General features: G+C 69.1%; 21 protein-coding genes and 2 tRNA genes. 11 read left to right on the forward strand and 12 right to left on the reverse strand.

Going from position 1 to position 25,093, the window contains the following annotated elements:
- Window positions 1-99 precede the first annotated feature (99 nt).
- On the forward strand, window positions 100-843 hold the full coding sequence (locus tag ACH49X_RS05380) for a DUF3515 domain-containing protein (RefSeq protein WP_357206909.1): 744 nt from the start codon (window positions 100-102) through the stop codon (window positions 841-843).
- A gap of 294 nt (window positions 844-1,137) precedes the next feature.
- On the opposite strand, the gene ACH49X_RS05385 is transcribed toward ACH49X_RS05380, so the two are convergent.
- Together ACH49X_RS05385 and ACH49X_RS05390 are read right to left on the reverse strand one after the other, a co-directional pair.
- Complete coding sequence (locus ACH49X_RS05385; RefSeq protein ID WP_357206911.1) at window positions 1,138-2,241, reverse strand: D-alanine--D-alanine ligase family protein; 1,104 nt, start codon at window positions 2,239-2,241, stop codon at window positions 1,138-1,140.
- A 76-nt stretch (window positions 2,242-2,317) separates the two neighbouring features.
- Window positions 2,318-3,313: an NAD(P)H-dependent glycerol-3-phosphate dehydrogenase gene (locus ACH49X_RS05390; protein ID WP_195078669.1), complete on the reverse strand. Its 996-nt coding sequence runs from the start codon at window positions 3,311-3,313 to the stop codon at window positions 2,318-2,320.
- A 31-nt stretch (window positions 3,314-3,344) separates the two neighbouring features.
- On the opposite strand from ACH49X_RS05390, the gene cofC reads away from it, so the two are divergent.
- The 3 genes from cofC (at window position 3,345) to ACH49X_RS05405 (ending at window position 7,233) form a co-directional block, all read left to right on the forward strand.
- On the forward strand, window positions 3,345-4,028 hold the full coding sequence (gene cofC, locus ACH49X_RS05395) for a 2-phospho-L-lactate guanylyltransferase (RefSeq protein WP_195078668.1): 684 nt from the start codon (window positions 3,345-3,347) through the stop codon (window positions 4,026-4,028).
- A gap of 71 nt (window positions 4,029-4,099) precedes the next feature.
- Window positions 4,100-6,271 carry an RNA degradosome polyphosphate kinase gene (locus ACH49X_RS05400; RefSeq protein WP_195078667.1) on the forward strand — a complete coding sequence of 724 codons (2,172 nt, stop codon included), beginning with the start codon at window positions 4,100-4,102 and terminating at the stop codon, window positions 6,269-6,271.
- Window positions 6,268-7,233: a bifunctional NUDIX hydrolase/histidine phosphatase family protein gene (locus ACH49X_RS05405; RefSeq protein WP_357107744.1), complete on the forward strand. Its 966-nt coding sequence runs from the start codon at window positions 6,268-6,270 to the stop codon at window positions 7,231-7,233. The genes ACH49X_RS05400 and ACH49X_RS05405 overlap by 4 nt, the downstream gene beginning before the upstream one ends.
- A gap of 183 nt (window positions 7,234-7,416) precedes the next feature.
- Here the strand turns inward: ACH49X_RS05405 and ACH49X_RS05410 are convergent, their stop codons facing one another.
- The 3 genes from ACH49X_RS05410 to leuC form a co-directional block, all read right to left on the reverse strand.
- Window positions 7,417-8,070: an HU family DNA-binding protein gene (locus tag ACH49X_RS05410; RefSeq protein WP_357107747.1), complete on the reverse strand. Its 654-nt coding sequence runs from the start codon at window positions 8,068-8,070 to the stop codon at window positions 7,417-7,419.
- Window positions 8,071-8,226: 156 nt separating this feature from the next.
- Window positions 8,227-8,835, reverse strand: coding sequence for a 3-isopropylmalate dehydratase small subunit (leuD, locus tag ACH49X_RS05415; RefSeq protein ID WP_195078664.1), 609 nt, complete (start codon window positions 8,833-8,835; stop codon window positions 8,227-8,229).
- A 39-nt stretch (window positions 8,836-8,874) separates the two neighbouring features.
- A complete protein-coding gene (gene leuC, locus ACH49X_RS05420; RefSeq protein ID WP_195078663.1) occupies window positions 8,875-10,296 on the reverse strand; it encodes a 3-isopropylmalate dehydratase large subunit in 1,422 nt (473 codons plus the stop codon).
- A gap of 155 nt (window positions 10,297-10,451) precedes the next feature.
- Between leuC and ACH49X_RS05425 the strand changes: the two genes are divergently transcribed.
- The 3 genes from ACH49X_RS05425 (at window position 10,452) to ACH49X_RS05435 (ending at window position 12,012) form a co-directional block, all read left to right on the forward strand.
- Window positions 10,452-11,153, forward strand: a complete 702-nt coding sequence (locus ACH49X_RS05425; protein ID WP_195078662.1) for an IclR family transcriptional regulator — start codon at window positions 10,452-10,454, stop codon at window positions 11,151-11,153.
- A 33-nt stretch (window positions 11,154-11,186) separates the two neighbouring features.
- The gene (locus ACH49X_RS05430; protein ID WP_357206913.1) at window positions 11,187-11,687 is read left to right on the forward strand and encodes a PPOX class F420-dependent oxidoreductase; all 501 of its coding nucleotides are present in this window, start codon (window positions 11,187-11,189) and stop codon (window positions 11,685-11,687) included.
- Window positions 11,688-11,832: 145 nt separating this feature from the next.
- Window positions 11,833-12,012: a DUF5302 domain-containing protein gene (locus ACH49X_RS05435; protein ID WP_195078660.1), complete on the forward strand. Its 180-nt coding sequence runs from the start codon at window positions 11,833-11,835 to the stop codon at window positions 12,010-12,012.
- A 561-nt stretch (window positions 12,013-12,573) separates the two neighbouring features.
- On the opposite strand, the gene ACH49X_RS05440 is transcribed toward ACH49X_RS05435, so the two are convergent.
- The 4 genes from ACH49X_RS05440 to ACH49X_RS05455 form a co-directional block, all read right to left on the reverse strand.
- Window positions 12,574-12,646: transfer RNA gene (locus tag ACH49X_RS05440), tRNA-Glu, on the reverse strand.
- A 146-nt stretch (window positions 12,647-12,792) separates the two neighbouring features.
- Window positions 12,793-12,864, reverse strand: a tRNA-Gln gene (locus tag ACH49X_RS05445).
- A gap of 115 nt (window positions 12,865-12,979) precedes the next feature.
- Entirely contained in the window at window positions 12,980-14,470 is a 1,491-nt protein-coding gene (gene gltX, locus ACH49X_RS05450) for a glutamate--tRNA ligase (RefSeq protein WP_357206915.1), read from the reverse strand.
- Window positions 14,471-14,483: 13 nt separating this feature from the next.
- Window positions 14,484-15,257 (reverse strand): fumarylacetoacetate hydrolase family protein, encoded by a 774-nt coding sequence (locus ACH49X_RS05455; protein ID WP_067797504.1) that lies wholly within the window; start codon window positions 15,255-15,257, stop codon window positions 14,484-14,486.
- 204 nt (window positions 15,258-15,461) lie between these two features.
- On the opposite strand from ACH49X_RS05455, the gene ACH49X_RS05460 reads away from it, so the two are divergent.
- Window positions 15,462-16,643: an MFS transporter gene (locus ACH49X_RS05460; protein ID WP_195078657.1), complete on the forward strand. Its 1,182-nt coding sequence runs from the start codon at window positions 15,462-15,464 to the stop codon at window positions 16,641-16,643.
- A 157-nt stretch (window positions 16,644-16,800) separates the two neighbouring features.
- On the opposite strand, the gene ACH49X_RS05465 is transcribed toward ACH49X_RS05460, so the two are convergent.
- A complete protein-coding gene (locus ACH49X_RS05465; RefSeq protein ID WP_195078656.1) occupies window positions 16,801-17,808 on the reverse strand; it encodes a 3-isopropylmalate dehydrogenase in 1,008 nt (335 codons plus the stop codon).
- A gap of 253 nt (window positions 17,809-18,061) precedes the next feature.
- On the reverse strand, window positions 18,062-19,660 hold the full coding sequence (gene serA / locus ACH49X_RS05470; RefSeq protein ID WP_195078655.1) for a phosphoglycerate dehydrogenase: 1,599 nt from the start codon (window positions 19,658-19,660) through the stop codon (window positions 18,062-18,064).
- A 142-nt stretch (window positions 19,661-19,802) separates the two neighbouring features.
- On the opposite strand from serA, the gene ACH49X_RS05475 reads away from it, so the two are divergent.
- Window positions 19,803-20,357, forward strand: coding sequence for a TetR family transcriptional regulator (locus ACH49X_RS05475; protein WP_195078654.1), 555 nt, complete (start codon window positions 19,803-19,805; stop codon window positions 20,355-20,357).
- A gap of 76 nt (window positions 20,358-20,433) precedes the next feature.
- The gene (locus tag ACH49X_RS05480) at window positions 20,434-22,143 is read left to right on the forward strand and encodes an alpha/beta fold hydrolase (protein WP_357206917.1); all 1,710 of its coding nucleotides are present in this window, start codon (window positions 20,434-20,436) and stop codon (window positions 22,141-22,143) included.
- Window positions 22,144-22,835: 692 nt separating this feature from the next.
- Here ACH49X_RS05480 and ACH49X_RS05485 read toward each other — a convergent pair.
- Window positions 22,836-23,762: a LysR family transcriptional regulator gene (locus ACH49X_RS05485; RefSeq protein WP_357296660.1), complete on the reverse strand. Its 927-nt coding sequence runs from the start codon at window positions 23,760-23,762 to the stop codon at window positions 22,836-22,838.
- A 92-nt stretch (window positions 23,763-23,854) separates the two neighbouring features.
- On the opposite strand from ACH49X_RS05485, the gene ACH49X_RS05490 reads away from it, so the two are divergent.
- Window positions 23,855-25,042 (forward strand): MFS transporter, encoded by a 1,188-nt coding sequence (locus tag ACH49X_RS05490; RefSeq protein ID WP_357206921.1) that lies wholly within the window; start codon window positions 23,855-23,857, stop codon window positions 25,040-25,042.
- Window positions 25,043-25,093 lie beyond the last annotated feature (51 nt).

Below are 25,093 nucleotides of genomic sequence, written 5' to 3' on the forward strand. Positions count from 1 at the left end.
CGGTACCCTTTCGGAGGCACTCGAGTACCACCCGGCCCCTCGCCCTGCGGCGGGGGCGGCGACCAGCGCCGACGCGCGAGGAAGAAAGGATCGGTGAGCATGGCGGCGGATTCGTCGGACCGTGATTCGGCGGAGCCCGGGCACGAACACACCGATGCGACGGACCCGGGGAACGCCCCGAGGGAGTCCTCGTCCTCGAGCGGCGCGGACGATGACACGCAGACCGCTGCGGCCTCCGCCGCGAAGAGCTCGGACGGCGAGAAAGCCGGCGTCGCCGAGCCGGACAGCGAACCCGCGCCGGCCCGGGCACACCAGTACCCGCCCGCGCTCATCGCCACGGCGGTGGCGCTTCCGGTCGTGCTGGTCGTCGCGGTGCTCGTGGCCGCCGTGCTCGCGCGCCGGGCGCCCGTCGAGCGGGAACCGCTGGTGCTCGGCCCCGTCCCTGCTCCGGCGGCGGAGGGCCCGGCCTGCGCCGCCCTGCTGCCCGCCCTGCCTGCGGACCTGGGCGAGTTCACGAAATCGACCCTGGTCGAACCCGCTCCACCGGCCACCCGCGCGTGGCAGCGCGCCGAAGGCGGCGACCCGATCGTGCTGCGCTGCGGGCTGGATCGCCCGCTGGAGTTCAACCGCGCTTCGCCGCTGCAGGTCGTGAACGGCGTGCAGTGGTTCGAGGTCCGCGACCAGGCCGCCGAAGCGAGCACGTGGTTCGCCGTCGACCGGGGGACCTACGTCGCGCTCACCGTCCCCGACGGATCGGGTCCGACCCCGCTGCAAGAAGTCTCCGACACCATCACCGCCAACCTTCCGCTCCAGCCGATCGACCCGGGACCGCTGCCCAACTGACGCGCCTCGCGCAGCGCTCGCTGCCCGGTCCCGGCGTGGATGTCGAGCATGCCGCGGACGTCGCGCGCGGGATCGCGTTCCCCGCGTCCGCCCGATCATCCGGAGATTTCGAGTGGCGATTCTTCAGCAACCGTCGGGCCCCGGGTCGCAGCCGACGAAAGATGTCCGATGCGCTGCGGGAGCTCGTACTGATCTCCCGAGGACTCCGCGCGGTCCCGCCCGATTCCACGTATCGCCGATAACTGGCCGGGCACCCGGTGATTGCTCGCCGGATCGCTACCGCGCCGCCGCGCCCTAGCGCAGACCGGTGCCGCGGACGAGCGCGGTTTCGATGAGCGTGGAGACGAGCGCGGCGTAATCGATGCCGGTGGCCTCCCACATGCGCGGGTACATGGAGATCGCGGTGAATCCCGGCATCGTGTTGATCTCGTTGATCACCGGCCCTTGCTCGGTGACGAAGAAATCCACCCGCGCCAAGCCCTGGCAGTCGAGGGCCCGGAACGCGCGCACGGCCAATTCCCGGATCCGGTCGGACACCTCGTCGTCCAGTTTCGCGGGGACGTCGAATTCGCAGACGTCGTCGAGGTACTTGGTGTCGAAGTCGTAGAACCCGGGGCCGTCGGTGGTGACGCCGGTCTCCGGCATCCGGATCTCCGCGACCACGCTCGCCTCGACCCGGCCGTCCGGGAATTCCAGCACCCCGCACTCCACCTCGCGTCCGACGATCCCCGCTTCGACGATCACCTTCGGGTCGTGCGCGCGTGCGGCGGCGATGGCCGCGTCCAGCTCGTTCCAGTCGGTGACGCGGGTGATGCCGATCGAGGATCCGCCGCGCGCCGGTTTGACGAACACGGGCAGGCCCAAGCGCTGCCGGTCCTCCTCGCCGACCGTCGCGTCGCCGGGCCGCAACACCACCTGGGTGCCGACCGGCAGCCCCTCCGCCGCGAGCAGTTTCTTGGTGAATTCCTTGTCCATGCCCGCCGCGCTGGCCAGTACGCCGGGGCCGACATAGGGGATTCCGGCGAGTTCCAGCATTCCTTGCAAGGTGCCGTCCTCACCGAACGGTCCGTGCAGGATCGGGAACACCACGTCGACCGAACCGAGCGCCGCGCCGGGATCGTCCAGCGCGATCAGCGCCCCCGAGCGGGTGGGGTCCGCGGCCAGGGTCAGTGCCGTGCCGGTGGCGTCCACCGAGGGCAGGGCGCGATCGTGGATGCCGAGCGCGGCCACGTCCGAACCGCCCAGCACCCAGCGACCCTCCGCGGTGATGCCGATCGGCACGACCTCGTACTTCTCCTGATCCAGGTGGCGCAGCACGCTGCCGGCCGATACGCAGGACACGGCGTGCTCGTTGCTGCGCCCGCCGAACACCACAGCCACCCTGATCCGGTTCGTCATGCCCCGAACCGTACCCGTTTCGGAACGCGATCCCACCGCTGACCGTCCCGGACACTCCCGCCACGGCGAGCCGGGATCACTCCGGCTTCATCCGCCGCCCGAGCAGGTTGCCGACGGCTTCGCGCACGGAGAGCCCTTCGTGACAGACCTGATGCACCGCGGTGGTCAGCGGCATCTCGACACCGTGCCGCTCGGCCAGCGCGCGCACCGATGTGCAGGACTTCACACCCTCGGCGACTTGGCCATGAGTCGCCGACTGGGCGGCGTCCATGGAACCGCCCGCGCCGAGCACATGACCGAACGACCGGTTGCGCGACAACGGGGAAGTGCAGGTGGCGACCAGATCGCCGACTCCGGCCAGGCCCGCGAGCGTCACCGGCTCCGCGCCGAGGGCCACCCCGAGCCGGATGATCTCCGCCAGCCCTCGGGTGATCAGGCTGGCGATCGAGTTGTCGCCCAGACCCATCCCCGACGCGATACCGCAGGCGAGCGCGATGACGTTCTTGCAGGCGCCGCCGATTTCGCAGCCGACCACATCGGTGTTGGTATAGGGCCGGAAGTATCCGGTCGCGCAGGCGTGCTGCACCGCGACCGCGCGCTCGTTGTCCGAGCAGGCGACCACGGTCGCGGCGGGCTGGCCCACCGCGATCTCGCGCGCCAGGTTCGGCCCGGACAGCACCGCGATCCGGCTCGCATCCGCGCCGCTGACCTCCGCGATCACCTCGCTCATCCGCAGCAGCGTGCCGGTCTCGATGCCTTTCGCCAGGCTCAGCAGCGTGGCGTCGCCGGGGATCAATCCCTTCCATTCCGCGAGGTTGGCCCGCAGCGATTGCGACGGCACCGCCAGCACGACGATGTCGGCTCCCTCCAGCGCCACCGCCGGGTCGTGGGTGGCCGCGACCGGCGGCAGCGGAATATCCGACAGGTAATCGGGATTGCGATGTTCGGAGGCCAGCGTCGCGGCGACCTCCGGCCGCCTGGCCCAGATCGTGACCTCGGTTCCCGCCTCCGCCAACACCTTCGCGAACGCGGTGCCCCACGATCCCGCGCCCAGCACAGCCGCCCTCGTCATCAGCCCAATATGCCATGGAAGGATTGCCCGCATGCGCCCGCACGCCGTGCATGCCGTGATCGCGGTCAAGAGCCTCGATCGGGCCAAGAGCCGACTGGCCGACCGGCTGCGCCCGGAGCACCGGGCCCGGCTGGTGCTGGCGATGCTCGCCGACACCGTGACCGCCACCGCCGCGGTCGGCGAGGTCGTGTCGGTCACCGTGGTCACGCCCGACCCCGCCGTCGCCGATCTGGCCCGCACGCTCGGCGCCGAAGTCCACCCGGAACCGCGTCAGCAGCACGCCGACGGGCTCAACACCGCGCTCGCCGCCACCGCCGCCGCGCTGCGCGGCGCGCACGGCCCGATCGATCTGCTCGCGTTGCAAGCCGATCTGCCCGCGCTGCGCCCGGAAGAACTGTCGGACATGCTCGCCGCCGCCCCGCGCGGACTGCGCTCGATCGTGATCGATCACGAGGGCAGCGGCACCGCCGCGCTGGTGGTCCGCGACCCGGTCGCCGCGCTCGATCCCCGTTTCGGCCCTGGCTCGGCACGCAGCCATATCGACGCGGGCGCGGTCGATCTCGCCGGGGACTGGCCGGGCCTGCGCCTGGACGTCGACACCCCCGCCGACCTCGACCGCGCGGTGGCCCTCGGGGCCGGAAACGCGACGCGTGCTGTCCTGCACGACATCGGCTGGCCGGGCGGCGTTCACGAACCCGTTCCGCACGTGTGCTAGCCGGTCGCCATGGTGGCGTGAGACACATGACGATCCCGGTCGCGGGATGCACATGACCTCTCCGGTAGGGGATGATCGTTGGCGTGAGCGATACGGAAACCGTCAAGCAGCAGCCGTTGCTTCCCACGCCACCCCCAGCGGCGACACCCCTGTCGGCCGACTCGTCGGCGGTGCGGTTGCCCCGCGATCGCTACCTCAATCGCGAATTGAGCTGGCTCGACTTCAACGCCCGCGTGCTCGCCCTCGCCGAGGACGAGTCGCTGCCGTTGCTGGAGCGTGCGAAGTTTCTGGCGATCTTCGCGTCGAATCTCGACGAGTTCTACATGGTGCGGGTGGCCGGGTTGAAACGCCGTGCCGAGACCGGCCTGCTGGTGCGCTCGGCCGACGGCCGCTCCCCCGGCGAGCAGTTGGAATTGATCGCCACGCGCACCCAGGAGATCGCGGTGCGGCATGCCCGCGTCTTCCTCGACAGCGTGCTGCCCGCGCTGACCGCGGAGGGCATCGCGATCATCGACTGGAGCGATCTGGACGAGGACGAACGCCTGCGCCTGTCCGGCTACTTCCAGGATCAGGTCTTCCCGGTCCTCACCCCGCTCGCGGTCGACCCCGCGCACCCCTTCCCCTACATCAGCGGTCTGAGCCTCAACCTCGCGGTCACGGTCAAGGATTCCGCGACCGGCGGCGAGCACTTCGCCCGCGTCAAGGTCCCCGACAACGTCGATCGGTTCGTCCGCGTGCGCCGCACCGAATCCGGCTCCCCGATCGCCGCTTTCCTGCCGATGGAAGCGCTCATCGCCGCGCACCTCGACCTGCTGTTCCCCGGCATGGACGTGGTCGAGCACCACTCGTTCCGGATCACCCGCAACGCCGACTTCGAGGTCGACGAGGATCGCGACGAGGACCTGCTGCAAGCGCTGGAGCGGGAACTGGCGCGGCGGCGGTTCGGTTCGCCGGTGCGACTGGAAGTGTCCGACGACATGACCGAGCACATGCTCGATCTGCTCCTGCGCGAGCTGGACGTCGATCCCGGTGACGTCATCCAGGTGCCCGGCCTGCTCGACCTGTCCTGCCTCTGGCAGGTGTACGGCGTCGACCGGCCGAACCTGAAGGACACCCCGTACGTCCCGGCGACGCCGCCCGCCTTCGGCGAGCGTGAGACGCCGCGCAATGTCTTCGCCGCCCTGCGCGAGGGCGATGTGCTGGTGCACCATCCGTACGACTCGTTCTCCACCAGCGTGCAGCGATTCATCGAACAGGCCGCCGCGGACCCGCAGGTGCTCGCCATCAAGCAGACGCTCTACCGCACCTCCGGCGACTCCCCGATCGTCAACGCGCTCATCGACGCCGCCGAGGCGGGCAAGCAGGTCGTGGCCCTGGTCGAGATCAAGGCGCGCTTCGACGAGCAGGCCAATATCAAGTGGGCCCGCGCGCTGGAACAGGCCGGCGTGCACGTGGTGTACGGCCTCATCGGCCTGAAGACCCACTGCAAGACCTGCCTGGTGGTCCGCCGCGAGGGCGCCACCATCCGGCGCTACTGCCACATCGGCACCGGCAACTACAACCCGAAGACCGCCCGCCTCTACGAGGACGTCGGATTGCTCACCGCCGCACCGGATATCGGCGCCGATCTGACCGACCTGTTCAATTCGCTGACCGGTTACTCGCGCAAGGAGAACTACCGCAATCTGCTCGTCGCCCCGCACAGCGTGCGCTCCGGCATCATCGAGCGCATCCAGCGCGAGACCGAGCTGGCGGGTCAGGGGCAGGACGCCCGAATCCGGATGAAGGCCAACGCCATCGTCGACGAAGAGGTCATCGATGCGCTGTACCGGGCCTCCCAAGCCGGCGTGCCGGTGCAGATCGTGGTGCGCGGCATCTGCGGCCTTCGCCCCGGCGTGCCGGGCATGAGCGAGAACATCGAGGTGCGCTCCATCCTCGGCCGGTTCCTGGAGCATTCCCGCATCATGCACTTCCAGGCGCAGGACCAGTACTGGATCGGCAGCGCCGACATGATGCACCGCAACCTCGATCGCCGGGTCGAGGTGATGGCGCAGGTGAAGGATCCGCGGTTGACCGAACAACTCGGCGGGGTCTTCGACTCGGCCCTGTCGCCGACCACGCGCTGCTGGGTGCTGCAACCGGACGGCACGTGGCGGGCGTCGCCGGGCACCTCCGGCGACGGGGACAAGATCAGAGATCATCAGGAGTTCTTGATGCGGCTGCGGAGGCCAGATCAGCAGTGAACGCCAAAACGGGGTTCGAGCAGGAAGGGGGCCCCTTCTGGGATCCCCGCGTCACCGCCAATATCCACGCCGCGGGAGCGGTGCTGTGGCGTGAGTCGTCCACGGGTGCGATCGAGATCGCCCTCGTCCACCGTCCCAAGTACGAGGACTGGTCGCTGCCGAAGGGCAAGCTCGACCCTGGTGAGACGCCGGTGCTGGCCGCGGTCCGCGAGGTCAGGGAGGAAACCGGGCTGGAGAGCAGGCTCGGCCGCTACCTCGGCCACGTGACCTACCCGATCCCCGGTCATCGCAAGCTGAAGCGGGTCGACTATTGGGCCGCCGAACAGGTGGGCGGGGAATTCACGGTCAACTCCGAGGTGGACGTGCTCAGCTGGCATCCGCTGGATCGGGTGATGGACCAACTGTCGTATCCGATGGACCGGCAGGTGGTGCGCGCCTTCACCCGGCTGCCCGCGCGTACCCAGACCGTGCTGTTGGTCCGGCATGCCAAAGCGGGCCGCAGGGACCGCTTCAACGGTCCGGACGATCAGCGTCCGCTCGACCGCGACGGCGAGGCGCAGGCGCAGGCCCTCACGTCGAATCTATTGGCGTTCGGCGCATCCGAGGTCTACTCGGCTCCCCCGCTGCGTTGCGTGCAGTCCGTGGCGCCGCTGGCGGAGAAGCTCGGTGTCGAAATCACCGAGGAGCCATTGCTTTCCGAATCCGGGTACGCCGAAAACCCGGACCAGGCCCGGGAACGTTTTCGAGCCCTGGTGTCGGACAACGCCATTCGCGTGGTCTGCAGTCAAGGCAAAGTGATCCCCGATCTGCTGGGATGGCTGGCCGAACGCGACGGGATCGCGCTGCCGTCGGCGCGCAATCGCAAGGGCAGTGTGTGGGTGCTGTCGTTCGTCGGCCATCGCCTGGTGGCCGCCGACCATCTGGATCGATCGCTGTCAGCCTACGTGGTGCGGTCCGATTAGACCGGAACCTTCCGCGTCACCGCGCGGGTCGGCGGGCGCCGAGCGGCGGCCACGGCCGTGAGTTCTCGGTAGGCGGACAGCCGAAAACGGCCCCGGGTGTCTCCCGGGGCCGTCTCGACGTTGAGGCGAATGGGCCCAGTCGTGGGGCCACGCATTCAGCGCCGATCCGGCGGTGGCTCGAGATCAGCGGGTGCCGCGAGCCGGGGCCTTCTTGGCCGCGGTCTTCTTCGCGGTGGTCTTCTTGGCGGCGGTGGTGGTGGACTTCTTGGCCGCCGTGGCCTTGGTGGCCGTCTTCTTGGCCGGAGCCTTCTTCGCGACCGCGGTCTTCTTCGCGGGCGCCTTCTTCGCAGCGGTCTTGGTAGCGGTCGTCTTGCGCGCGGTGCTCTTCGCCGGGGCCTTGGCAGCGGCCTTGCGGGCCGTGGTCTTGGCGGGCGCCTTGGTCGGCGTCGACTTCTTGGCGGCGGTCTTCTTGGCCGCCGTCTTCTTGGCCGCCGCCTTCTTCGCCGACACCGGCGCATTCACCCCGCGCTTGACGGCGGGCCCGGTCGCGGCCAGTTTCTGCTTACCCGCGATCACCGCCTTGAACTGGGCTCCGGGGCGGAACGCGGGCACCGAAGTGGGCTTGACCTTCACGGTTTCGCCGGTACGCGGGTTCCGTGCGACGCGAGCCGCACGCTTACGCTGTTCGAACACACCGAAACCGGTGATGGTGACGCTCTGACCCTTGTGCACCGCGCGCACGATGGTGTCGACCACATGCTCGACTGCCGCGGTGGCCGTGCGCCTGTCCGTACCCAACTTTTCGGTCAGAACGTCGATCAGTTCCGCCTTGTTCATTGAATCCTCCGCAGACTAATGGCCCGTCGTCGGACCGACTAGGTACCACGGTAAACCCACTTTGGGCAAGAGTCTATGTGCCACGCCAAAATTCATGTGGTTTAGCACACGTCCAGCTACCACAACTCCGGCTGCCCAGCTAACCGGCGGGGGTGATTACGTCTGCGAAATATGTGCTGGCAGGGTAGTGGGTTTCCATGTTGGCCTTGCCTTTTCGAACCGGGCGATCGCGTCCTCCCGGCGCAGCGTCAGCCCGATGTCATCCAATCCCTCCAGCAGACGCCACCTGGTGTAGTCATCAATATCGAACGGCAACACGACGGTTGCGGCCGTCACCGTGCGCGCCTCGAGGTCCACAACCAATTCCAAGCCGGGCTGTTCCTCGAGCAACTTCCAGAGCATTTCGACATCGTTCTGTGACATCTGAGCGGCGACCAGACCGCCCTTGCCCGCATTGCCGCGGAAGATGTCGGCGAACCGGGATGAGATGACCACCCGAAAGCCGTAGTCCGACAGCGCCCAAACAGCGTGCTCACGTGACGATCCGGTACCGAAATCCGGACCCGCCACCAAGACACTACCCCTGTTGTAAGGCGGGATGTTCAGAATGAAGTCGGGATCGGTCCGCCATGCGGCGAACAAGCCGTCCTCGAATCCGGTCCGCGTCACCCGCTTGAGGTAGACCGCCGGGATGATCTGATCGGTATCGACATTGGAGCGGCGCAGCGGCACCCCGATGCCCTTGTGCACAGTGAAGGCTTCCATAACGAATCTCCTGGGTTTGATTGAGGGAATCGGGGGCGGTCAGTCCAGATCCGCAGGCGACGACAGTGTTCCGCGGACCGCCGTCGCGGCCGCCACGAGGGGAGAAACCAGGTGCGTACGGCCGCCTTTGCCCTGCCTGCCCTCGAAGTTGCGGTTCGAGGTGGACGCACAACGCTGGCCCGGCTCCAGCTGGTCCGGATTCATTCCCAGGCACATTGAACAGCCCGCTTGCCGCCATTCGGCGCCGGCCGCGGTGAAAATCTCCCCGAGTCCTTCTTTTTCCGCCTGTGCGCGAACCCGCATCGACCCCGGTACAACCAGCATTCGCACCCCGTCGGCGACATGTCGTCCCTTCAAAATCCCGGCCACCGCACGCAAATCTTCAATGCGTCCGTTGGTGCAGGAGCCGACGAATACGGTGTCGATCGGCACTTGTCGAAGCGGAGTACCCGGCTCCAAGTCCATGTAACGCAGAGCTTTCTCCGCCGACTCCCTGGCCACCTCGTCGGCGATGGTGGCGGGATCGGGCACGGCCTCGCCCAGCGGGGCGCCCTGACCCGGATTGGTGCCCCAGGTGACGAACGGGGTGAGCGCGGAGGCGTCGATGTGCACTTCGGCGTCGAAAACGGCGCCCTCGTCGGTCTTCAGCGCCTCCCAGGCGGCCACCGCGGCGTCCCAGTCGGCTCCCTGCGGCGCGTGCGGCCGCCCTTTGAGGAATTCGTAGGTGGTCTCGTCCGGCGCGATCATGCCGGCCCGCGCGCCCGCTTCGATGGACATGTTGCAGATCGTCATTCGGGCCTCCATCGACATGGCCCTGATGGCCTCGCCGCGGTACTCCAGGACGTAGCCCTGGCCGCCGCCGGTGCCGATCTTCGCGATGACGGCCAGGATCAGGTCCTTGCTCGTGACGCCGGGGGGCATGACGCCGTCCACGGTGATCGCCATCGTCTTGAACGGGCGCAGCGAGAGGGTCTGGGTGGCAAGCACATGCTCGACCTCGGAGGTGCCGATGCCCATCGCCAGCGCGCCGAACGCGCCGTGCGTGGAGGTGTGGCTGTCGCCGCAGACCACGGTCATGCCCGGCTGGGTCAGGCCCAGCTGCGGCCCGACCACGTGCACGATGCCCTGGTCAAGGTCGCCCATCGGGTGCAGCCGCACACCGAATTCCGCGCAGTTGCGCCGCAGCGTCTCCACCTGGGTGCGCGAAATCGGGTCGGCGATCGGCTTGTCGATATCGATCGTCGGGACGTTGTGGTCCTCGGTCGCGATCGTGAGGTCGGGCCGCCGCACCGCCCTGCCCGCCGCGCGCAGCCCGTCGAAGGCCTGCGGGCTGGTCACCTCGTGGACCAGATGCAGGTCGATGTAGATCAGGTCCGGTTCGCGCGAGGCACCCTCGCCCTCCCCGCGAGCGACGACATGCTGGTCCCATACCTTCTCGGCCAGCGTGCGCGGTTCGGCCATTGTCGATCACCTTTCGGACGAAGCAGCCGTTCCGCGATCTGGACTCCGATGCGGCGACGGTTGCACAACTTGGGATAGCTGCGCCTGGTCCGAACGCTGAGAGAAGGGATCCACGAAGGTGGATTTCTCAACATTCGAGACGCTAGTATCGTTCTATGAGACAGCATAGCGGCATCGGCGTCCTCGACAAAGCAGTGGCGGTCCTCTACGCCGTAGCCGAGCATCCCTCGGGTCTCAACGAGCTGTGCGCGCGCACCGGCCTGCCCCGCGCCACCGCACACCGTCTCGCCGTCGGCTTGGAGGTGCACCGCTTGCTCGCGCGCGACAGCAACGGCACCTGGCGGCCGGGTCCAGCCCTCGCCGAACTCGCGACCAGCGCCAACGACCCGCTGCTCGAGGCGGCGTCGGCCATTCTTCCCCGGTTGCGCGAGATCACCGGCGAGAGCGTCCAGCTGTACTGCCGCGACGGCAACGCCCGCGTCTGCGTCGCGGCGCTGGAACCTCCCGTCGGACTGCGCGACACCGTGCCGATCGGGGCGCGGCTGCCGCTGACCGCGGGCTCGGCGGCCAAAGTACTGCTGGCGTGGGCCGACCCGGAACTGCAGCGCACCATCCTGGCCGACGCGGTGTTCGGCGAGCGCGCGCTGGCCGAGGTGCGCAAGCGCGGGTGGGCGCAGAGCGCGGCCGAACGCGCGGCCGGCGTGGCCAGCGTCTCGGCGCCGGTGCGCGACGCCGGGGGCACGGTGATCGCGGCGGTGTCGGTGTCGGGACCGATCGATCGGATGGGCCGCAGGCCGGGCGCCCGGTGGGCGGCGGATCTGGTCGCGGCGGCCGAGGCCCTGCACAAGCGTCTATAACACGTTTCAGTCCGGACTCTCTACAGTTGGCCCATGGGAGTCAACCAACGGGCACAGATCGTGATGTCCGACACCGAGATCACCGAGTTCCTGCGGCGCAGCCGTATCGCGACGCTGGCGACCATCGGCCCGAAGGGCACGCCGCACCTGACCGCCATGTGGTACGCGCTCATCGACGGCGAGATGTGGTTCGAGACCAAGGCCAAATCGCAGAAGGCCGTGAACCTGCGCCGCGATCCCAGGGTCACCTGCATGATCGAGGCGGGCGACACCTACGACCAGCTCAGAGGTGTGTCGATCGAGGGCCGCGCCGAGATCGTCGAGGACGCCGAGAAACTCTTCGCCGTCGGCGTGAGCGTGTGGGAGCGCTACACCGGCCCCTACAGCGAGGAGCTGCGGCCGATGGTGGAGGCCATGCTGCACAAGCGGGTCGCCGTGCGCGTGGTGCCCGAGCGCACGCGCAGCTGGGATCACCGCAAACTCGGACTCCCGGCGATGCCGCTCGGCGGCACCACCGCGCAGCCGCTGGACTGACCGAGCGTACTCGGGTAGCGCGACGCGCCCGAAAACCAACTGACACAACCACCCGCACGGGCTAGCGTCGGGTGTTCGACAGCAATCGGCCGGGCAGCGCCGCCCGCGAGGACGCGCCGCGCGGCCGCGACGACGAGGAGCAGCGATGGCGGATTCGGGTAAGTCCCATGGCGCCGACGAGGTGAAGCGCAAGTTCCGGGAAGCACTGGAGCGCAAGAACCAGCAGAACGCCCGCGCGGCCGACCACCTCGACGGACGGTCGAAGGCGTCCGCGGCGCAGTCCGCGGTCGGCCACAAGCGGGAATTCCGGCGCAAGAGCGGATAGTCCGCACAGTCCCCGCAGGCCCTCCAGCAAGATCGCTGGAGGGCCTTTCTTCTGCCGCTCCCCCGCGACCGCGTCATTCAGGGGGCCATCTCATGTCGGCGAGCGGAACCGAGGGCGGTAGGCACACCCGGCAGGGGGCCGACGCTTCCGGATCGCGGCCGGTGACATCGACTCATCCGCACAACCCGAATGCTGCGCCGCACCGCCGCCGTCGCGGCGGGGCTGGTCGGCCCCACCGCGCCCGGCGTCACCCGGCGGTCGGCGCGTTCGGCCTGGGACACACCCGAGCGGAGCGCCTGGGTGAGATACAACACACAGCAGCCAGTACAGCCGATGACCGCTAGCCGGCGCGGCGAAGGCAAACTCGGGAAGGGCGCTCCCATGCGGGCAACGCCCAGATCCGCACCCGACAACCGCACCGGACCACCGCCAGGCGGGGCGAAGCCCTCGCCGGGGGTCCGGGGGCGAAGCCCTCCGGGCGGGGTGTGGGGGTTGCACCCCCACAAGACACCGCGAAACGAGAAAGGCCCATGCTCCATGAGCATGGGCCTTTCACTCGTGTAGCCCCGACGGGATTCGAACCCGCGCTACCGCCTTGAGAGGGCGGCGTCCTAGGCCGCTAGACGACGGGGCCAGGACTGCTTCTCGCTGTCGCGAGGAGCGCCATGGTTGATCTTTCGATCAGGAGGCTCGGCTAGCTTATCTGGCCGAGGCCCGGCGACCAAATCGCCAGGTGCTGAGTGATTTCGGCCGCGAACCGAAGTCTTACAACACTCTCCGCTGGGGTACCAGGACTCGAACCTAGAATGGCTGAACCAGAATCAGCTGTGTTGCCAATTACACCATACCCCAATGACCAGGTCTTTCCGTCTCGCGTCTGGGTGACTCGAGACCGTGTTCCGGGCCGAGAAGAAGAGTACCAAACGGCTACGGGTTAACTACAAATCGCCTGGTCAAAGCCATATTTTCAGCCTTGTGAGCCGGCCTGGGCCGCCTCCTTCCAGTCCACCGCCGCGCGCAGCCGGTCCAGGGTGAGGTCGCGGCCGAGCAGTTCCAGGGATTCGTACAGCGGCGGGCTGATATGCGATCCGGTGACCGCGACCCGGACCGGGGTGAAGGCTTTGCGCGGTTTCAGCCCGAGATCATCGATCAGCGCCTTTTTCAGCGCCGCTTCGATCGCCTCGGTGGTCCACTCGGTCAACGGCTCCACCGCGGTAATAGCGGCCTGCAATACCTCGGTCGCGTCGGGACCCAGATTCTTGGCTCCGGCGGCGGGGTCGATCGCGAACTCTTCCGCGGGCGCGAACAAGAAACGCAGAAGGTCCCAAGCGTCGGACAACACGACAATCCTGGTCTGCACGAGTTCCGCCGCCGCGGCGAACACCCGCTCATCGATTTCGGCGCCGATATGGCCTTGTCCGGTGAGATACTCCCGCAGCCGGTGGGCGAAATCACCCGGCGCCAGCAATCGGATGTGCTCGGCGTTGAGCGCGTCCGCCTTCTTCTGATCGAAACGGGCCGGATTCGAATTCACTTTCGAAATGTCGAAGGCCTCGACCATCTCCGCCATGGAGAACACGTCACGGTCCTCGGACAGTCCCCAGCCGAGTAGCGCGAGATAATTCAGCAAACCCTCGGGGATGAACCCGCGGTCGCGATGGGCGAACAGATTCGACTCCGGATCACGCTTGGACAACTTCTTGTTGCCCTGACCCATCACGAACGGCAGGTGACCGAACTCGGGAGTGAATTCGGCGACCCCGATCCGGCGCAGCGCGGCGTACAGCGCGAGCTGGCGCGGCGTGGAGGAGAGCAGGTCCTCGCCGCGCAGCACGTGGGTGATCCGCATCAAGGCGTCGTCGACCGGGTTGACCAGCGTGTACAGCGGCTGGCCGTTGCCTCGGGTGAGCGCGAAGTCCGGGACGCTGCCCGCCTTGAAGACGGTCTCCCCGCGCACCAGATCGTGCCAGGACAGGTCTTCGTCCGGCATCCGCAGCCGGACCACGGCGGGGCGGCCCTCGGCCCGGTAGGCCTCGATCTGCTCGGGGGTCAGGTCGCGATCGTAGTTGTCGTAACCGAGCTTGGGATCGCGCCCGGCGGCGCGATGGCGGGCCTCGACTTCCTCCGGCGTGGAGAACGATTCGTACGCCTCCCCCGCCTCCAGCAAACGCCGGACAACGTCCTGGTGCAGTTCTTTTCGCTGCGACTGGCGATATGGCGCGTAAGGCCCGCCGACCTCGGGGCCCTCGTCCCAAGTGAGGCCGAGCCAGCGCAGCGCGTCGATAATCGCCAGGTAGGATTCCTCGGAATCCCGTGCGGCATCGGTGTCTTCGATTCGAAAGACGAATGTGCCACCGTGGTGGCGGGCGTAGGCCCAGTTGAACAGCGCCGTCCGGATCAGGCCGACGTGCGGTGTTCCGGTCGGTGACGGGCAGAATCGGACCCGTACTTCAGTCATGGCTCTCTTTCGATCAGCGTTTGGCGGCAACGGGATTGGTGAGGGTGCCGATGCCTTCGACGGTCACCGACACCTGCTGGCCCTCGCGCATCGGGCCGACGCCCTCGGGAGTGCCGGTGAGGATGACGTCACCGGGCAGCAGCGTCATCACGGTGGTGATCCACTCGATGAGCTTCGGGATGTCGTGCAGCAGAAGCGAAGTGCGGCTGCGCTGGCGCACTTCGCCGTCGAGTTCGGTGACGATCTCCAGATCCGAAGGGTCCAAGGACGTTTCGATCCACGGACCCAGCGGGCAGAAGGTGTCGTAGCCCTTGCCCCTGGTCCACTGGCCGTCGTGGCGCTGCTGGTCGCGGGCGGTGACGTCGTTGGCGGCGGTGTAACCCAGCACCACGTCCAGCGCGCGGGCGGCGGGCACGTCCTTGCAGGGACGGCCGATGACGATCGCCAACTCCCCTTCGTAATCGACCTGAGACGAGCTGGGCGGCAGGATGATCGGGGCGTTCGGCCCCACGATCGCGGTGTTCGGCTTGAGGAAGATCACCGGGTCGGCGGGGGCGGGACCGCCCATCTCGGCGGCGTGGGCGGCGTAGTTCTTGCCGATGCAGACCACCTTGCTGGCCAGGATCGGCGCGAGCAGCCGCACGTCGGCCAGGGGCCAGCTCCGCCCGGTGAACGTCGGTGTGCCGAACGGGTGTTCCGCGATCTCCTTGGCCACGCTGTCGCTTCCGTCGCCTTCGATGCTGACGAAGGCGACTCCATCGGGACTGGCAACTCGACCTAGACGCATTCCCGGAGTCTATCGACCCGCCGCCACCTGCTCGAACGCGCCCGACCGGGTGGTACGGATTCCGCCCCGGTCCGGCGACGGCGCGCCTGTGAGCAGTCCGACAGCCACAACCGTCGAATCGAGCCCCCACCGGGTGTACCGTGAGCAGCGAAGTTCACAAAGTGGGAATTTGATCCCAAATAATGAGATTTCGAGGTGAGGCCGATGGCGACCGTTACGCAGATCGACGAGGTTCGGCGCTGGTCCATGCTCGGTCTCGGCGTGTTCGCCCAGGCCTCCAGCGCGGTTTTCATCCACGGCGTCCCGTTCCTGCTGCCCGCGCTGACCGACCGAGGCATGCCGCTGGCGACGGCAGGCCTGCTGGTGGCGATGCCCACCGTCGGCCTGGTGTGCACCCTGATCGCGTGGGGCTATCTGGTCGACCGGATCGGCGAACGCAAGGTGCTGGTCGGCGGCCCGCTGCTGATGCTGGCGGCCGGCTGCGCCGCGGCCGCGACGACGAACGACATCGCCCTGGGCGCGCTGCTGTTCCTCGGCGGCGTCGGCGCGGCCAGCACCAACGGCGCGAGCGGCCGGGTGATCGTCGGCTGGTTCCCGCCGCAGCGGCGCGGGCTGGCGATGGGCATCAGACAGACCGCGCAGCCGCTGGGCGTCGGCGTCGGGGCGCTGGCGATTCCGGCCGTCGCCTCCGCCCACGGCGTGCCCGCGGCGATTCTCGTTCCCGCGCTCATGGCGGGTGTGGCGGCCATGGGTTGCCTGGCGGGCATCGTCGACCCGCCGCGCCCTGACCGGGCGGCCGCCGATCCGGCGTTGCGCGCCAATCCCTATCGCGACAACGCGACGCTGTGGCGCATCCATCTGGTCTCGGTGCTGCTCGTCGTCCCGCAGGGCACCGTGTGGACGTTCGCGCTGCTGTGGTTGCACCGCGACGTCGGCTGGTCGCTGGCCGCCGCGGGTGCGCTGGTGACCGTCACGCAGATCCTGGGCGCACTGGGCCGCATCGGCGCGGGCGCGTGGTCGGACCGGGTCGGCAGCCGGATGGGCCCGCTGCGCACGGTGGCCGTCGCCGCGGTGCTGTCGATGGCCGCGCTGGCGCTGACCGCGTCGACCCACTGGTGGTGGGCGGCCATTCCGCTGCTGATCGCCGCGTCCGTGATCACCGTCTCCGACAACGGCTTGGCCTTCACCGCGGTCGCCGAGATCGCGGGGCCGTACTGGAGCGGCCGGGGTCTCGGCATCCAGAACACCGGGCAGAACCTGGCCATGGCCGCGGTCCCGCCCGTGTTCGGCGCGCTCATCACCGCCAGCGGCTTCCCCGCGGCTTTCCTTCTGGCCGCGGTTTCGGCCGTCGCGGCGGTTCCGCTGGTTCCCCGCGACCCCGACTAGGTTCGCGCGTCGAACGATTGGGTTACCTGAACCCTCTGGCAAACGATGCCGTCACCGCCGAAGGCCGCATAATCCAGGGCAAGCACGATCAGGTGCCGGCCCGAACGCAGGAAGGTCCCGTTGCCCAGTGGTAGCGGGACCTTCCGGTGTGACGGTGTCAGAGCGTGGCCGCGATGCGGTCGCCGATTTCCACGGTCGACGCCGCGCCGGAACGCGACTCGAGGTCCTTCGCGACCGCCGACTCGATGCGCGCGGCTGCCTCCGCGTTGCCCAGGTGGTTCAGCAGCAGGGCGACCGACAGGATCGCCGCGGTCGGGTCGGCCTTGGACTGGCCCGCGATGTCGGGGGCGCTGCCGTGCACCGGCTCGAACATGCTCGGGTTGGCGCCGGACGCGTCGATGTTGCCGCTGGCGGCCAGGCCGATGCCACCGCTCACGGCGGCGGCCAGATCGGTGATGATGTCGCCGAAGAGATTGTCGGTGACGATCACGTCGAACCGGCCCGGATCGTTGACCATGTGGATGGTCGCGGCGTCGATGTGCTGGTAAGCCGTTGTGACCTCGGGGAACTCGGCCGCGACCTGGTCCACGGTGCGCTGCCAGAGCGAGCCGGCGAAGGTGAGCACGTTGTTCTTGTGCACCAGCGTCAGGTGCTTGCGCCGGGCCTGCGCCTTGGCGAAGGCGTAGCGCACCACGCGCTCGATGCCGAAGCGGGTGTTGGTGCTGACCTCGGTCGCCACCTCGTGCGGGGTGCCGACCCGGATCGCGCCGCCGGTGCCGGTGTAGGGGCCCTCGGTGCCCTCACGCACGACGACGAAGTCGATGTCGGGGTTGCCCGCCAGCGGGCTGGTCACGCCGGGGAACAGCTTGGACGGCCGCAGGTTCACGTGGTGGTCCAGCGCGAACCGGGTGCGCAGCAACAGGCCGCGTTCGAGCACGCCACTGGGCACCGACGGATCGCCGATCGCGCCGAGCAGGATCGCGTCGTGCTGCTTCAGCTCGGGCAGCACCGAATCCGGCAGGATCTCGCCGGTCGCGTGGTAGCGGCGCGCACCGAGGTCGTACTCGGTCTTCTCCACGCCGGGCACGACCGCGTCGAGCACCTTGAGCGCCTCGGCGATGACCTCGGGCCCGATCCCGTCGCCCGGGATGACAGCAAGTTTCATGACAAATGCTCCGTTCGATATTGCCGGTCGCGGCCGCCGCACCGTGCGGCCATGAGGCGACCGTCGGCGTGCGCGCGACATTCCGGCCGGGTGACCGCAGCACCGTCACGCTACTCGGCGCGGCCGGGTCGCCGAGCATCGGGCGCGCGGACGACGCGGCTCCGCACGCGGGTGAAGAGACCGGCGCCGCGCACGAGTGCTTCGTGCGCGGCGCCGGTTCCGCGGGTACCGGGGCGCGTTGCCCCGGATCGGATCAGGACAGGTCGACCTGGACGACCTTGGCCGCGCCCACGGCCTCGGCGATCGCGGCCTGCACGTCGGCGGGCACCTCGCGGGCCACGCGCAACACCACGGTGGCGCCTTCCTTGTCGATGTCCTGGGTCAGCTGCGCGGCCAGGATGTCGACCTCGGCCTCGCCGAGCTTGGTGCCGATCTTGCCCAGCGCGCCCGGCCGGTCCTCGTAGTTCAGGATGGCCAGGTTGAGGCCCTCGGCGCGCATGTCGTAGTTGCGGCCGTTGATGTTGACGATCTTCTCCACCAGCTGCGGCTCGGTCAGCGTGCCCGCCACGTTCAGGGTGCTGCCGTCGCCGAACACGGCGCGCAGGTCGACGACGCTGCGGTGGCTCGGGCTCTCGGTGGCGGTGGTGACCTCGGCGGTAATACCCCGCTCCTTGGCCAGCGCGGGCGCGTTGACGAAGGTGACCTGGTCCTCGACCAGCGCGGAGAAGATGCCGCGCAGCGCGGACAGCTCCAGCACGCCGACCTCCTGCGCGGCCAGCTCGCCGCGCACCTGCACCTCCACGCTGACCGGCAGCTCGTTGGACAGCGCGCCGAGCAGGGCGCCCTGCTTGCGGACGATGTCCAGCCAGGGGGCGACCTCTTCGCCGACGGCGCCACCGGTGACGTTCACCGCGCCGGGCACGAACTCACCGGCCAGCGCCAGCAGCACCGACTTGGCGACGTCGGTGCCCGCGCGGTCCTGAGCCTCGGAGGTGGATGCGCCCAGGTGCGGGGTCACCACGACCTGCGGCAGGTCGAACAGCGGGCTGTCGGTGCACGGCTCGGTCTCGAACACGTCCAGGCCCGCGGCGCGCACGTGGCCGGACTTGATGGCCTCGGCCAGGGCGGCCTCGTCGACCAGGCCACCGCGGGCGGCGTTGACGATGATCACGCCCGGCTTGGTCTTGGCGATGGCCTCCTTGCCGATCAGGCCCTTGGTCTCCGGGGTCTTCGGCAGGTGGATCGAGATCAGGTCGGCGCGCTCGAGCAGCTCGTCCAGGGTGAGCAGCTCGATACCCAGCTGCGCGGCGCGCGCGGGCGACACGTACGGGTCGTAGGCGACGATCTTGGTTTCGAAGGCGGCCAGGCGGGCGGCGAACAGCTGGCCGATACGGCCGAGTCCGATGACGCCGACGGTCTTGTCGAAGATCTCGACGCCGTTGAACTTGCTGCGCTGCCAGGTGCGCTCGCGCAGGGTCGCGTCGGCCGCGGGGATCTGGCGGGCGGCCGCGAGCAGCAGGGTGACGGCGTGCTCGGCGGCGGTGTGGATGTTGGAGGTCGGCGCGTTCACGACCATGACGCCGCGCTCGGTGGCGGCGGGCACGTCGACGTTGTCCAGGCCGACGCCGGCGCGGGCGACGATCTTCAGGTTCTTCCCGGCTTCCAGGACCTCGGCGTCGACCGTGGTCGCCGACCGCACCAGCAGCGCGTCGGCCTCGGGCACCGCGGCCAGCAGGGCCGGGCGGTCCGGTCCGTCGACCCACCGGACCTCGACACCGTCACCGAGCGCGTCGACGGTCGACTGGGCGAGCTTGTCGGCGATCAGAACTACAGGACGGCCTGCTTGGCTCACGTGGAGTACTCCTGGGGATGTGGTCGGCAATTACCGCCGACCAGCTTAGTGCGCGCGATTTCCGGCCCGGCTACCACCTGGTAGGCGGCCGTCGTCAGTCCCGGCACTGGCAAAAATATGAAGACCGGTCTACAGTCACCGCATGGGCGTCAAAGGCACCGAGACTCGCGGCAAACTCGTCGACGCGGCGCGCACGCTGGTGGAGCGGCACGGCTACTACGGCGCGGGACTGAACCAGATCCTGGCGGCCAGCGGCGCGCCGCGCGGGTCGCTGTATTTCCATTTCCCCGGCGGCAAAGACGAATTGGTCGCCGCGGCGATCGCACAGGCAGGCAAGGAGATCACGGCGATGATCGACACGATCGAGCCGGGTGACGCCGCCGCGGCCGCGAGCAGGCTGCTGCGAGCGTTCGGCGACCGACTGGAGGCATCCGGCTGGCAACAGGGCTGCCCGGTCGCCACGGTCGCCCTGGACGTGGCGGCGGCGAACGACCCCATTCAGGCCGAGTGCGCCGCCGCGTACGCGGCGTGGGAGCAGGCGCTGCGGATCCGGCTTCGCGCCGATGGCCGCGACGACGCGGACGATCTTGCGGCCGCGGTGCTGGCGATGGTCGAGGGGGCACTGCTGCTGGCCCGTGCGCAGCGCAGCCGTGCGCCCTTGGAACGCGTCGAACGCACTCTGCGCGCCATGATCTGAGCCCCGAACGCGGCGCTCGGCCAATGGCTTTCTCGTGTCCACAAAATATGTAGACCGGTCTAGTAAGGAGATTGACATGTCCGACAGCATCGTTTTCGGAGCCGCCGGGTTCCTCGGTCGCAACGCCGTCGCCCGCCTGCTCCAGCAGGGGCATTCCGTCACCGCCGCGCTGCGGGCGGGCAGCGAGCAGCGCCTCACCGGATGGTTGAGCAGACAGGGCGTGGACGAGCGCGGGCTGGAGATCATTCCTTGCGACGTGACCGCGCCGGACCTCGGCCTGCCCGCCGACTTCGATGCGTCCGGCGTTCGCGACGTGTACAACTGCGCGGCCCGCTTCGCCTTCGGGCTCGCGGCCGACGACGCGTACGCGGTGAACGTCACCGGGGCGCTGCGCGTGCTCGAGTGGGCCGCCGCCCTGCCCGATCTGCGACGCGTCGTGCACATCACCGGGTATCGGATCACCGTCGAGGAATCCGAGGAACAGCACTACGAGAACGGCGCGTACGGGGCGTCGAAGTTCGAATCGGATCCGCTGCTGCGCCGGCGGGCGGCCGAGCTCGGCGTCGCGCTGACCGTCGCGAACCCGAGCAGCGTGATCGGCCCCGGCCAATACATCGGGCTGGCGAGCGTCGTCGAGGATCTGTGGAACGGGCGACTTCCTGCGCTCCCCGGCGGGCCCGACACCTTTGTGCCGATCGTGGATCTGGACTACTTCACGGATTTCTTGATCAGCCTGCCCACGCTGCCCGATACCGCGGGCCGGTCCTACACGGTGCTCGACGAGCGGACTCCCGTGCTGCCCGGCCTGATTCGGCTGCTGGCGGATCACCTCGGCGTCCGCGCACCCCGGTTCTCGATCCCGGTCGGCGTCATCTCGAAGCTTCCACCCGCCCTGACCGGCGCCGATCCGGAGACGCTGAGCTTCATCGCCGACGACCGCTACGACACCTCGGCGGCACAAGAGGTGGCGCGCCGCGCCGGGCTCACCATGCCGCCGACCGAAGCCACCCTGCTCGGCTGGGCCGACCATCTGGTGGCCACGCGATTCGGCGCGGCGGCCGACGACCCGACCGCCGGTTTCACCGACGGCATCTGGGTGAGCGGCGAACGCGTTCGTCCGGCTTATGTTCTGCTGCACGGCCTTCCGCTGGACGGCGAGTCCTGGAACGCGGTGCGCGCGGAGCTGGACGGGCCCAGCCTGGTCGTTGACCTGCCCGGCCTCGGCCGTTCGGCGCCCGGGGATCGCGACGCGGCGCTGCCCACGTTGCTCGCTTCGGTGCGCTCGCGTCCGGTTCTGGTCGGCCATTCGCTCGGCTGCGGGCCGGTGCTGCGGTACGCGGCGCGGCATCCCGAGAAGGTTTCCGGCGTGGCGCTGGTCGCGCCCGCGTTCTTGCAGCCGCGGTCGGGGCGGCTGCTGCGCTCGCCACTCGCGACCGCGTCGATGCGCCGGATCTCGGCGGCGGCACTGGCGCGACGGCTCGGGGTGCCAGAGAGCGACGCGATCGCGAGCGCGGCGGCGAACCTGCGCAGGCGCGGCGTCGCGAGCCGAACAGTCGCCGCACTACAGGAGGCGAGTGCCCCCGCGCGGCGCGAAGAGCTGCGTACCTTGCTCGAAAGGGTCGAGGTGCCGGTGCGGATCATCGCCGGTTCCGCCGACCCGGTCACCGGCACGACCGCGCGGGAACGGGTTTCGATCGAGGGCGCGGGCCACTACCCGCAACTGACCCACCCGGCCCGGCTCGCGGCAGAACTCACCCGGATCTCCGCCGTCGCGGCGCACGGTTGATCCCGTCCCCCCGCGTCGCGGCACACGGCCAGCCCGAGCTCCGGCGTTGCAGCGCTCGGCGGCGGGCCCCCACACCCTCGGGTGCGGGGGCCCGCTCGGTCACGCCATCGGTCGGCGTGCGACCCGGTCGGAGCTGTTCGACCGTTACGTCGGTCAGCGGCCGCCGAAGGAACCCGTCCACAAGGTGTCGACAAGACCGTGCAACGCGGCGCCGAGGGTGTCGAAAAGACCGTTCAGGGCAGCGCTACCGGTGTCGATGATAACGGGGATCATGGAAATACCTCTTCCTCGAAACTTTCCAGTCGAACTGGCTGACATGCGGCATGTCGGCGCAGGGACAGCGTCAGTTACGGAATTCGATAAATTGGTGATGCAGACCACAAAATGAAAAGATTGTGACCACACGCACGCCATGTGACGCTCGCGAGCTGCACATCTCGCCGTCTGCCCAGGTCAACACGCTGAACGGACCTCTTATTTTCCTTTGCTAATAGATCCGCCGAGATGGCACACAGGGAGCGATGCGGACGAATTTCGCGGCCCGCAAAAATGGGGGGCACGGAACGATTTCACCCAGCTTCGATAGAGACAGCAAATAAGTTTCCAATACCTGAACCGACCAGCTGACGAAATTGTTACGCCACATCGGTGGCGCTGTTCACCCATTCGCGCGACACCACGCTGACCAATCGTCAGTGCGCCCCGATGGTGACCGATCGCACATCTTCGGCAGGCTTCGTGGCTGCTACCGCGCGGGAGAACGCACGTACCCGCGGGGTCTCGCGATACCGGTGCCACACCACCCCGAGGCGGGACTCGGCGATCCCGGTGACCGGCACGAAGCGCACGGGCCGTCTGCGGTGCGACTCCGCGGTGGGATGGCACAGCAACATCGCCCCACGCCCAGCCGCCACCGCGGCGAGACCTTCTTCCAACGTGCCGACCTCCGGCCCGGAGCACACCCTTCGCCCGCCCGGTGTGACGTCGAGCGCTTGGGCCCTGCGCCAGTACTCCGGCGCGGGCGCGCGCACTCCGATCAACGCGACAGCGGCGAGTTCCTCCACCGACAGCTCGGCCCGGCCCGCGAGCGGATGGGAACTGGCGACCGCGAGAGTCTGCCGCCGCCCCGCGAACACCGAGCCGAGCACCAGATCACCCTCGCCCATCGGCAGCAACACGACGGCGGCGTCGACCTCGTTGCGCCGCACCGCACCGAACGGATCGGCGAGCGGTATCTCGACCAGTTCTGCCGAGCAGTCTGGGTGCCACTGCTGGAACAACGCGACCGCGGCCATCAGGTGATCGTTGCCCGCGCCTTGGAACCCGACGCGCAAGCTCCCGTGGGCACCCCGGGCGGCGGCGCGAGCCTCGTCGACCGTCGCGCGCAACGCCGCGTACGCGGGCCGCAGTTCGGCGAGGAAGGCCGCGCCGAGCGGCGTCAACCGGACGGTGCGGCTGGTCCGTTCCACCAGTTGCCCGCCGATGCGCCGCTCCAGGGAACGCAGCAGCTGGCTCACCCGGCTCTGTGACACATACAGCCGGGCGCCGGCCCGTCCGAAATGCAGTTCCTCCGCGAGCGCGAGGAACGCTTCCAGCTCGCGGACCTCCAGCCCACCCATCAGCTTCCCTTCCACGGTCGATGAGTCCAGCTCATAGAACTATGAGACCTTCGTCGTTGTTTCCCCTCGCCACGAGCCGTTGGCTGGAGGACATGACACAGGTTCAGCAAGTCGATGCGCCGCAGCCGGTTTCGGTGCTGCGCGGGTGGCTCGGCGTCGGCGCGGTGACGGCGAGCACGTTCACGGTGGTCACCGCCGAGATGCGGCCGGTCGGCCTGCTCACTCCGATCGGCTCGGCGCTGCGGGTGAGCGAAGGCCGCGCCGGTCTCGCGTTGACGGTCACGGGTCTGGTCGCCGCGCTGTCGGCGCCCTCGGTCACCGCCGCGCTGCGCCGAGCCGAGCGCAAGGTGGTGCTGTGCGGCTTGCTGGCGGTGCTCGCGCTCGGCAATCTCGGTGCCGCCGCGGCGCCGAGCTTCGGCGTGCTGATCGGGGCACGGGTGCTGGTCGGCGTCGGCATGGGCGGGGTATGGGCGATCGCGGCGAGTCTGGCGGCGCGGCTGGTGCCCGCGCGCTCGGTCACCGCGGCGACCTCGCTCGTCTTCTCCGGCGTCGCGGTCGCCTCGGTGCTCGGCATTCCGGCGGGAACGTTCCTCGGCGCGCTCGCCGGCTGGCGGATCGCGTTCGTGGCCGCCGCCTGCCTGGCGGTAGTGGTGCTCGCGGCCCTGGCGGTCCTGCTGCCGCGGCTGCCCGCGACGGAATCCTTGGCGTTGCGCGGCGTATTGCGGCTGACACGGCAGCCGGGCTTGCGGATCGCCCTGCTCGTGGTCGCGTTCCTGGTCACCGGCCACTTCGCCGCCTACACCTACGTGCGGCCCGTGCTCGAGGAAGCGACCGGCGTCGAAGCGGAAACGATCGGCGCGCTGCTGCTGGTCTATGGGATCGCCGGTGTCGCGGGTAATTTCGGCGCGGGAGCCGCGGCGGCACGAGCGCCGCGCAGGACCTTGATCGCGATCGGCTCGGTTCTCGCCGCGGCCGCGATCGCCCTACCCGTGCTGGGCGTCTCGCTGCCGTGGGCCGTCGCGCTGATGATCGTGTGGGGCGTGTCCTACGGCGGCGTCTCGGTGAGCACGCAGAGCTGGGTCTTCGCCGCGTCCCCGCACGCGAAGGAAGGCGCGTCCGCCCTCTTCGCGGGTGTTTTCAATGCCGCCATCGCGTTGGGATCGCTGAGCGGCGGCCTGGCGGCCGACGCGCTGGGCGTTGCCGCCGCCACGTGGCTGGGCGGGGCGCTTGCGATCATGGCCGTATTCGTCGCCGCGCTCGGCGGCGCGCGCAGGCCCTGAGGGACGAAAATGCCGCTGCGACACCTCGCTCCGGCACTTACCATCGCGTCC

It is taken from the genome of Nocardia sp. NPDC019323 (genome assembly GCF_044389845.1).
Lineage (GTDB): Bacteria > Actinomycetota > Actinomycetes > Mycobacteriales > Mycobacteriaceae > Nocardia > Nocardia implantans.

Coding starts and splice junctions, on each gene's coding strand:
- ACH49X_RS05380 (WP_357206909.1), top strand. CDS start 100: ATGGCGGCGGATTCGTCGGACCGTGATTCGGCGGAGCCCGGGCACGAA.
- ACH49X_RS05385 (WP_357206911.1), bottom strand. CDS start 2,241: ATGACGAACCGGATCAGGGTGGCTGTGGTGTTCGGCGGGCGCAGCAAC.
- ACH49X_RS05390 (WP_195078669.1), bottom strand. CDS start 3,313: ATGACGAGGGCGGCTGTGCTGGGCGCGGGATCGTGGGGCACCGCGTTC.
- cofC (WP_195078668.1), top strand. CDS start 3,345: ATGCGCCCGCACGCCGTGCATGCCGTGATCGCGGTCAAGAGCCTCGAT.
- ACH49X_RS05400 (WP_195078667.1), top strand. CDS start 4,100: ATGATCGTTGGCGTGAGCGATACGGAAACCGTCAAGCAGCAGCCGTTG.
- ACH49X_RS05410 (WP_357107747.1), bottom strand. CDS start 8,070: ATGAACAAGGCGGAACTGATCGACGTTCTGACCGAAAAGTTGGGTACG.
- leuD (WP_195078664.1), bottom strand. CDS start 8,835: ATGGAAGCCTTCACTGTGCACAAGGGCATCGGGGTGCCGCTGCGCCGC.
- leuC (WP_195078663.1), bottom strand. CDS start 10,296: ATGGCCGAACCGCGCACGCTGGCCGAGAAGGTATGGGACCAGCATGTC.
- ACH49X_RS05425 (WP_195078662.1), top strand. CDS start 10,452: ATGAGACAGCATAGCGGCATCGGCGTCCTCGACAAAGCAGTGGCGGTC.
- ACH49X_RS05430 (WP_357206913.1), top strand. CDS start 11,187: ATGGGAGTCAACCAACGGGCACAGATCGTGATGTCCGACACCGAGATC.
- ACH49X_RS05435 (WP_195078660.1), top strand. CDS start 11,833: ATGGCGGATTCGGGTAAGTCCCATGGCGCCGACGAGGTGAAGCGCAAG.
- gltX (WP_357206915.1), bottom strand. CDS start 14,470: ATGACTGAAGTACGGGTCCGATTCTGCCCGTCACCGACCGGAACACCG.
- ACH49X_RS05455 (WP_067797504.1), bottom strand. CDS start 15,257: ATGCGTCTAGGTCGAGTTGCCAGTCCCGATGGAGTCGCCTTCGTCAGC.
- ACH49X_RS05460 (WP_195078657.1), top strand. CDS start 15,462: ATGGCGACCGTTACGCAGATCGACGAGGTTCGGCGCTGGTCCATGCTC.
- ACH49X_RS05465 (WP_195078656.1), bottom strand. CDS start 17,808: ATGAAACTTGCTGTCATCCCGGGCGACGGGATCGGGCCCGAGGTCATC.
- ACH49X_RS05475 (WP_195078654.1), top strand. CDS start 19,803: ATGGGCGTCAAAGGCACCGAGACTCGCGGCAAACTCGTCGACGCGGCG.
- ACH49X_RS05480 (WP_357206917.1), top strand. CDS start 20,434: ATGTCCGACAGCATCGTTTTCGGAGCCGCCGGGTTCCTCGGTCGCAAC.
- ACH49X_RS05485 (WP_357296660.1), bottom strand. CDS start 23,762: ATGGGTGGGCTGGAGGTCCGCGAGCTGGAAGCGTTCCTCGCGCTCGCG.
- ACH49X_RS05490 (WP_357206921.1), top strand. CDS start 23,855: ATGACACAGGTTCAGCAAGTCGATGCGCCGCAGCCGGTTTCGGTGCTG.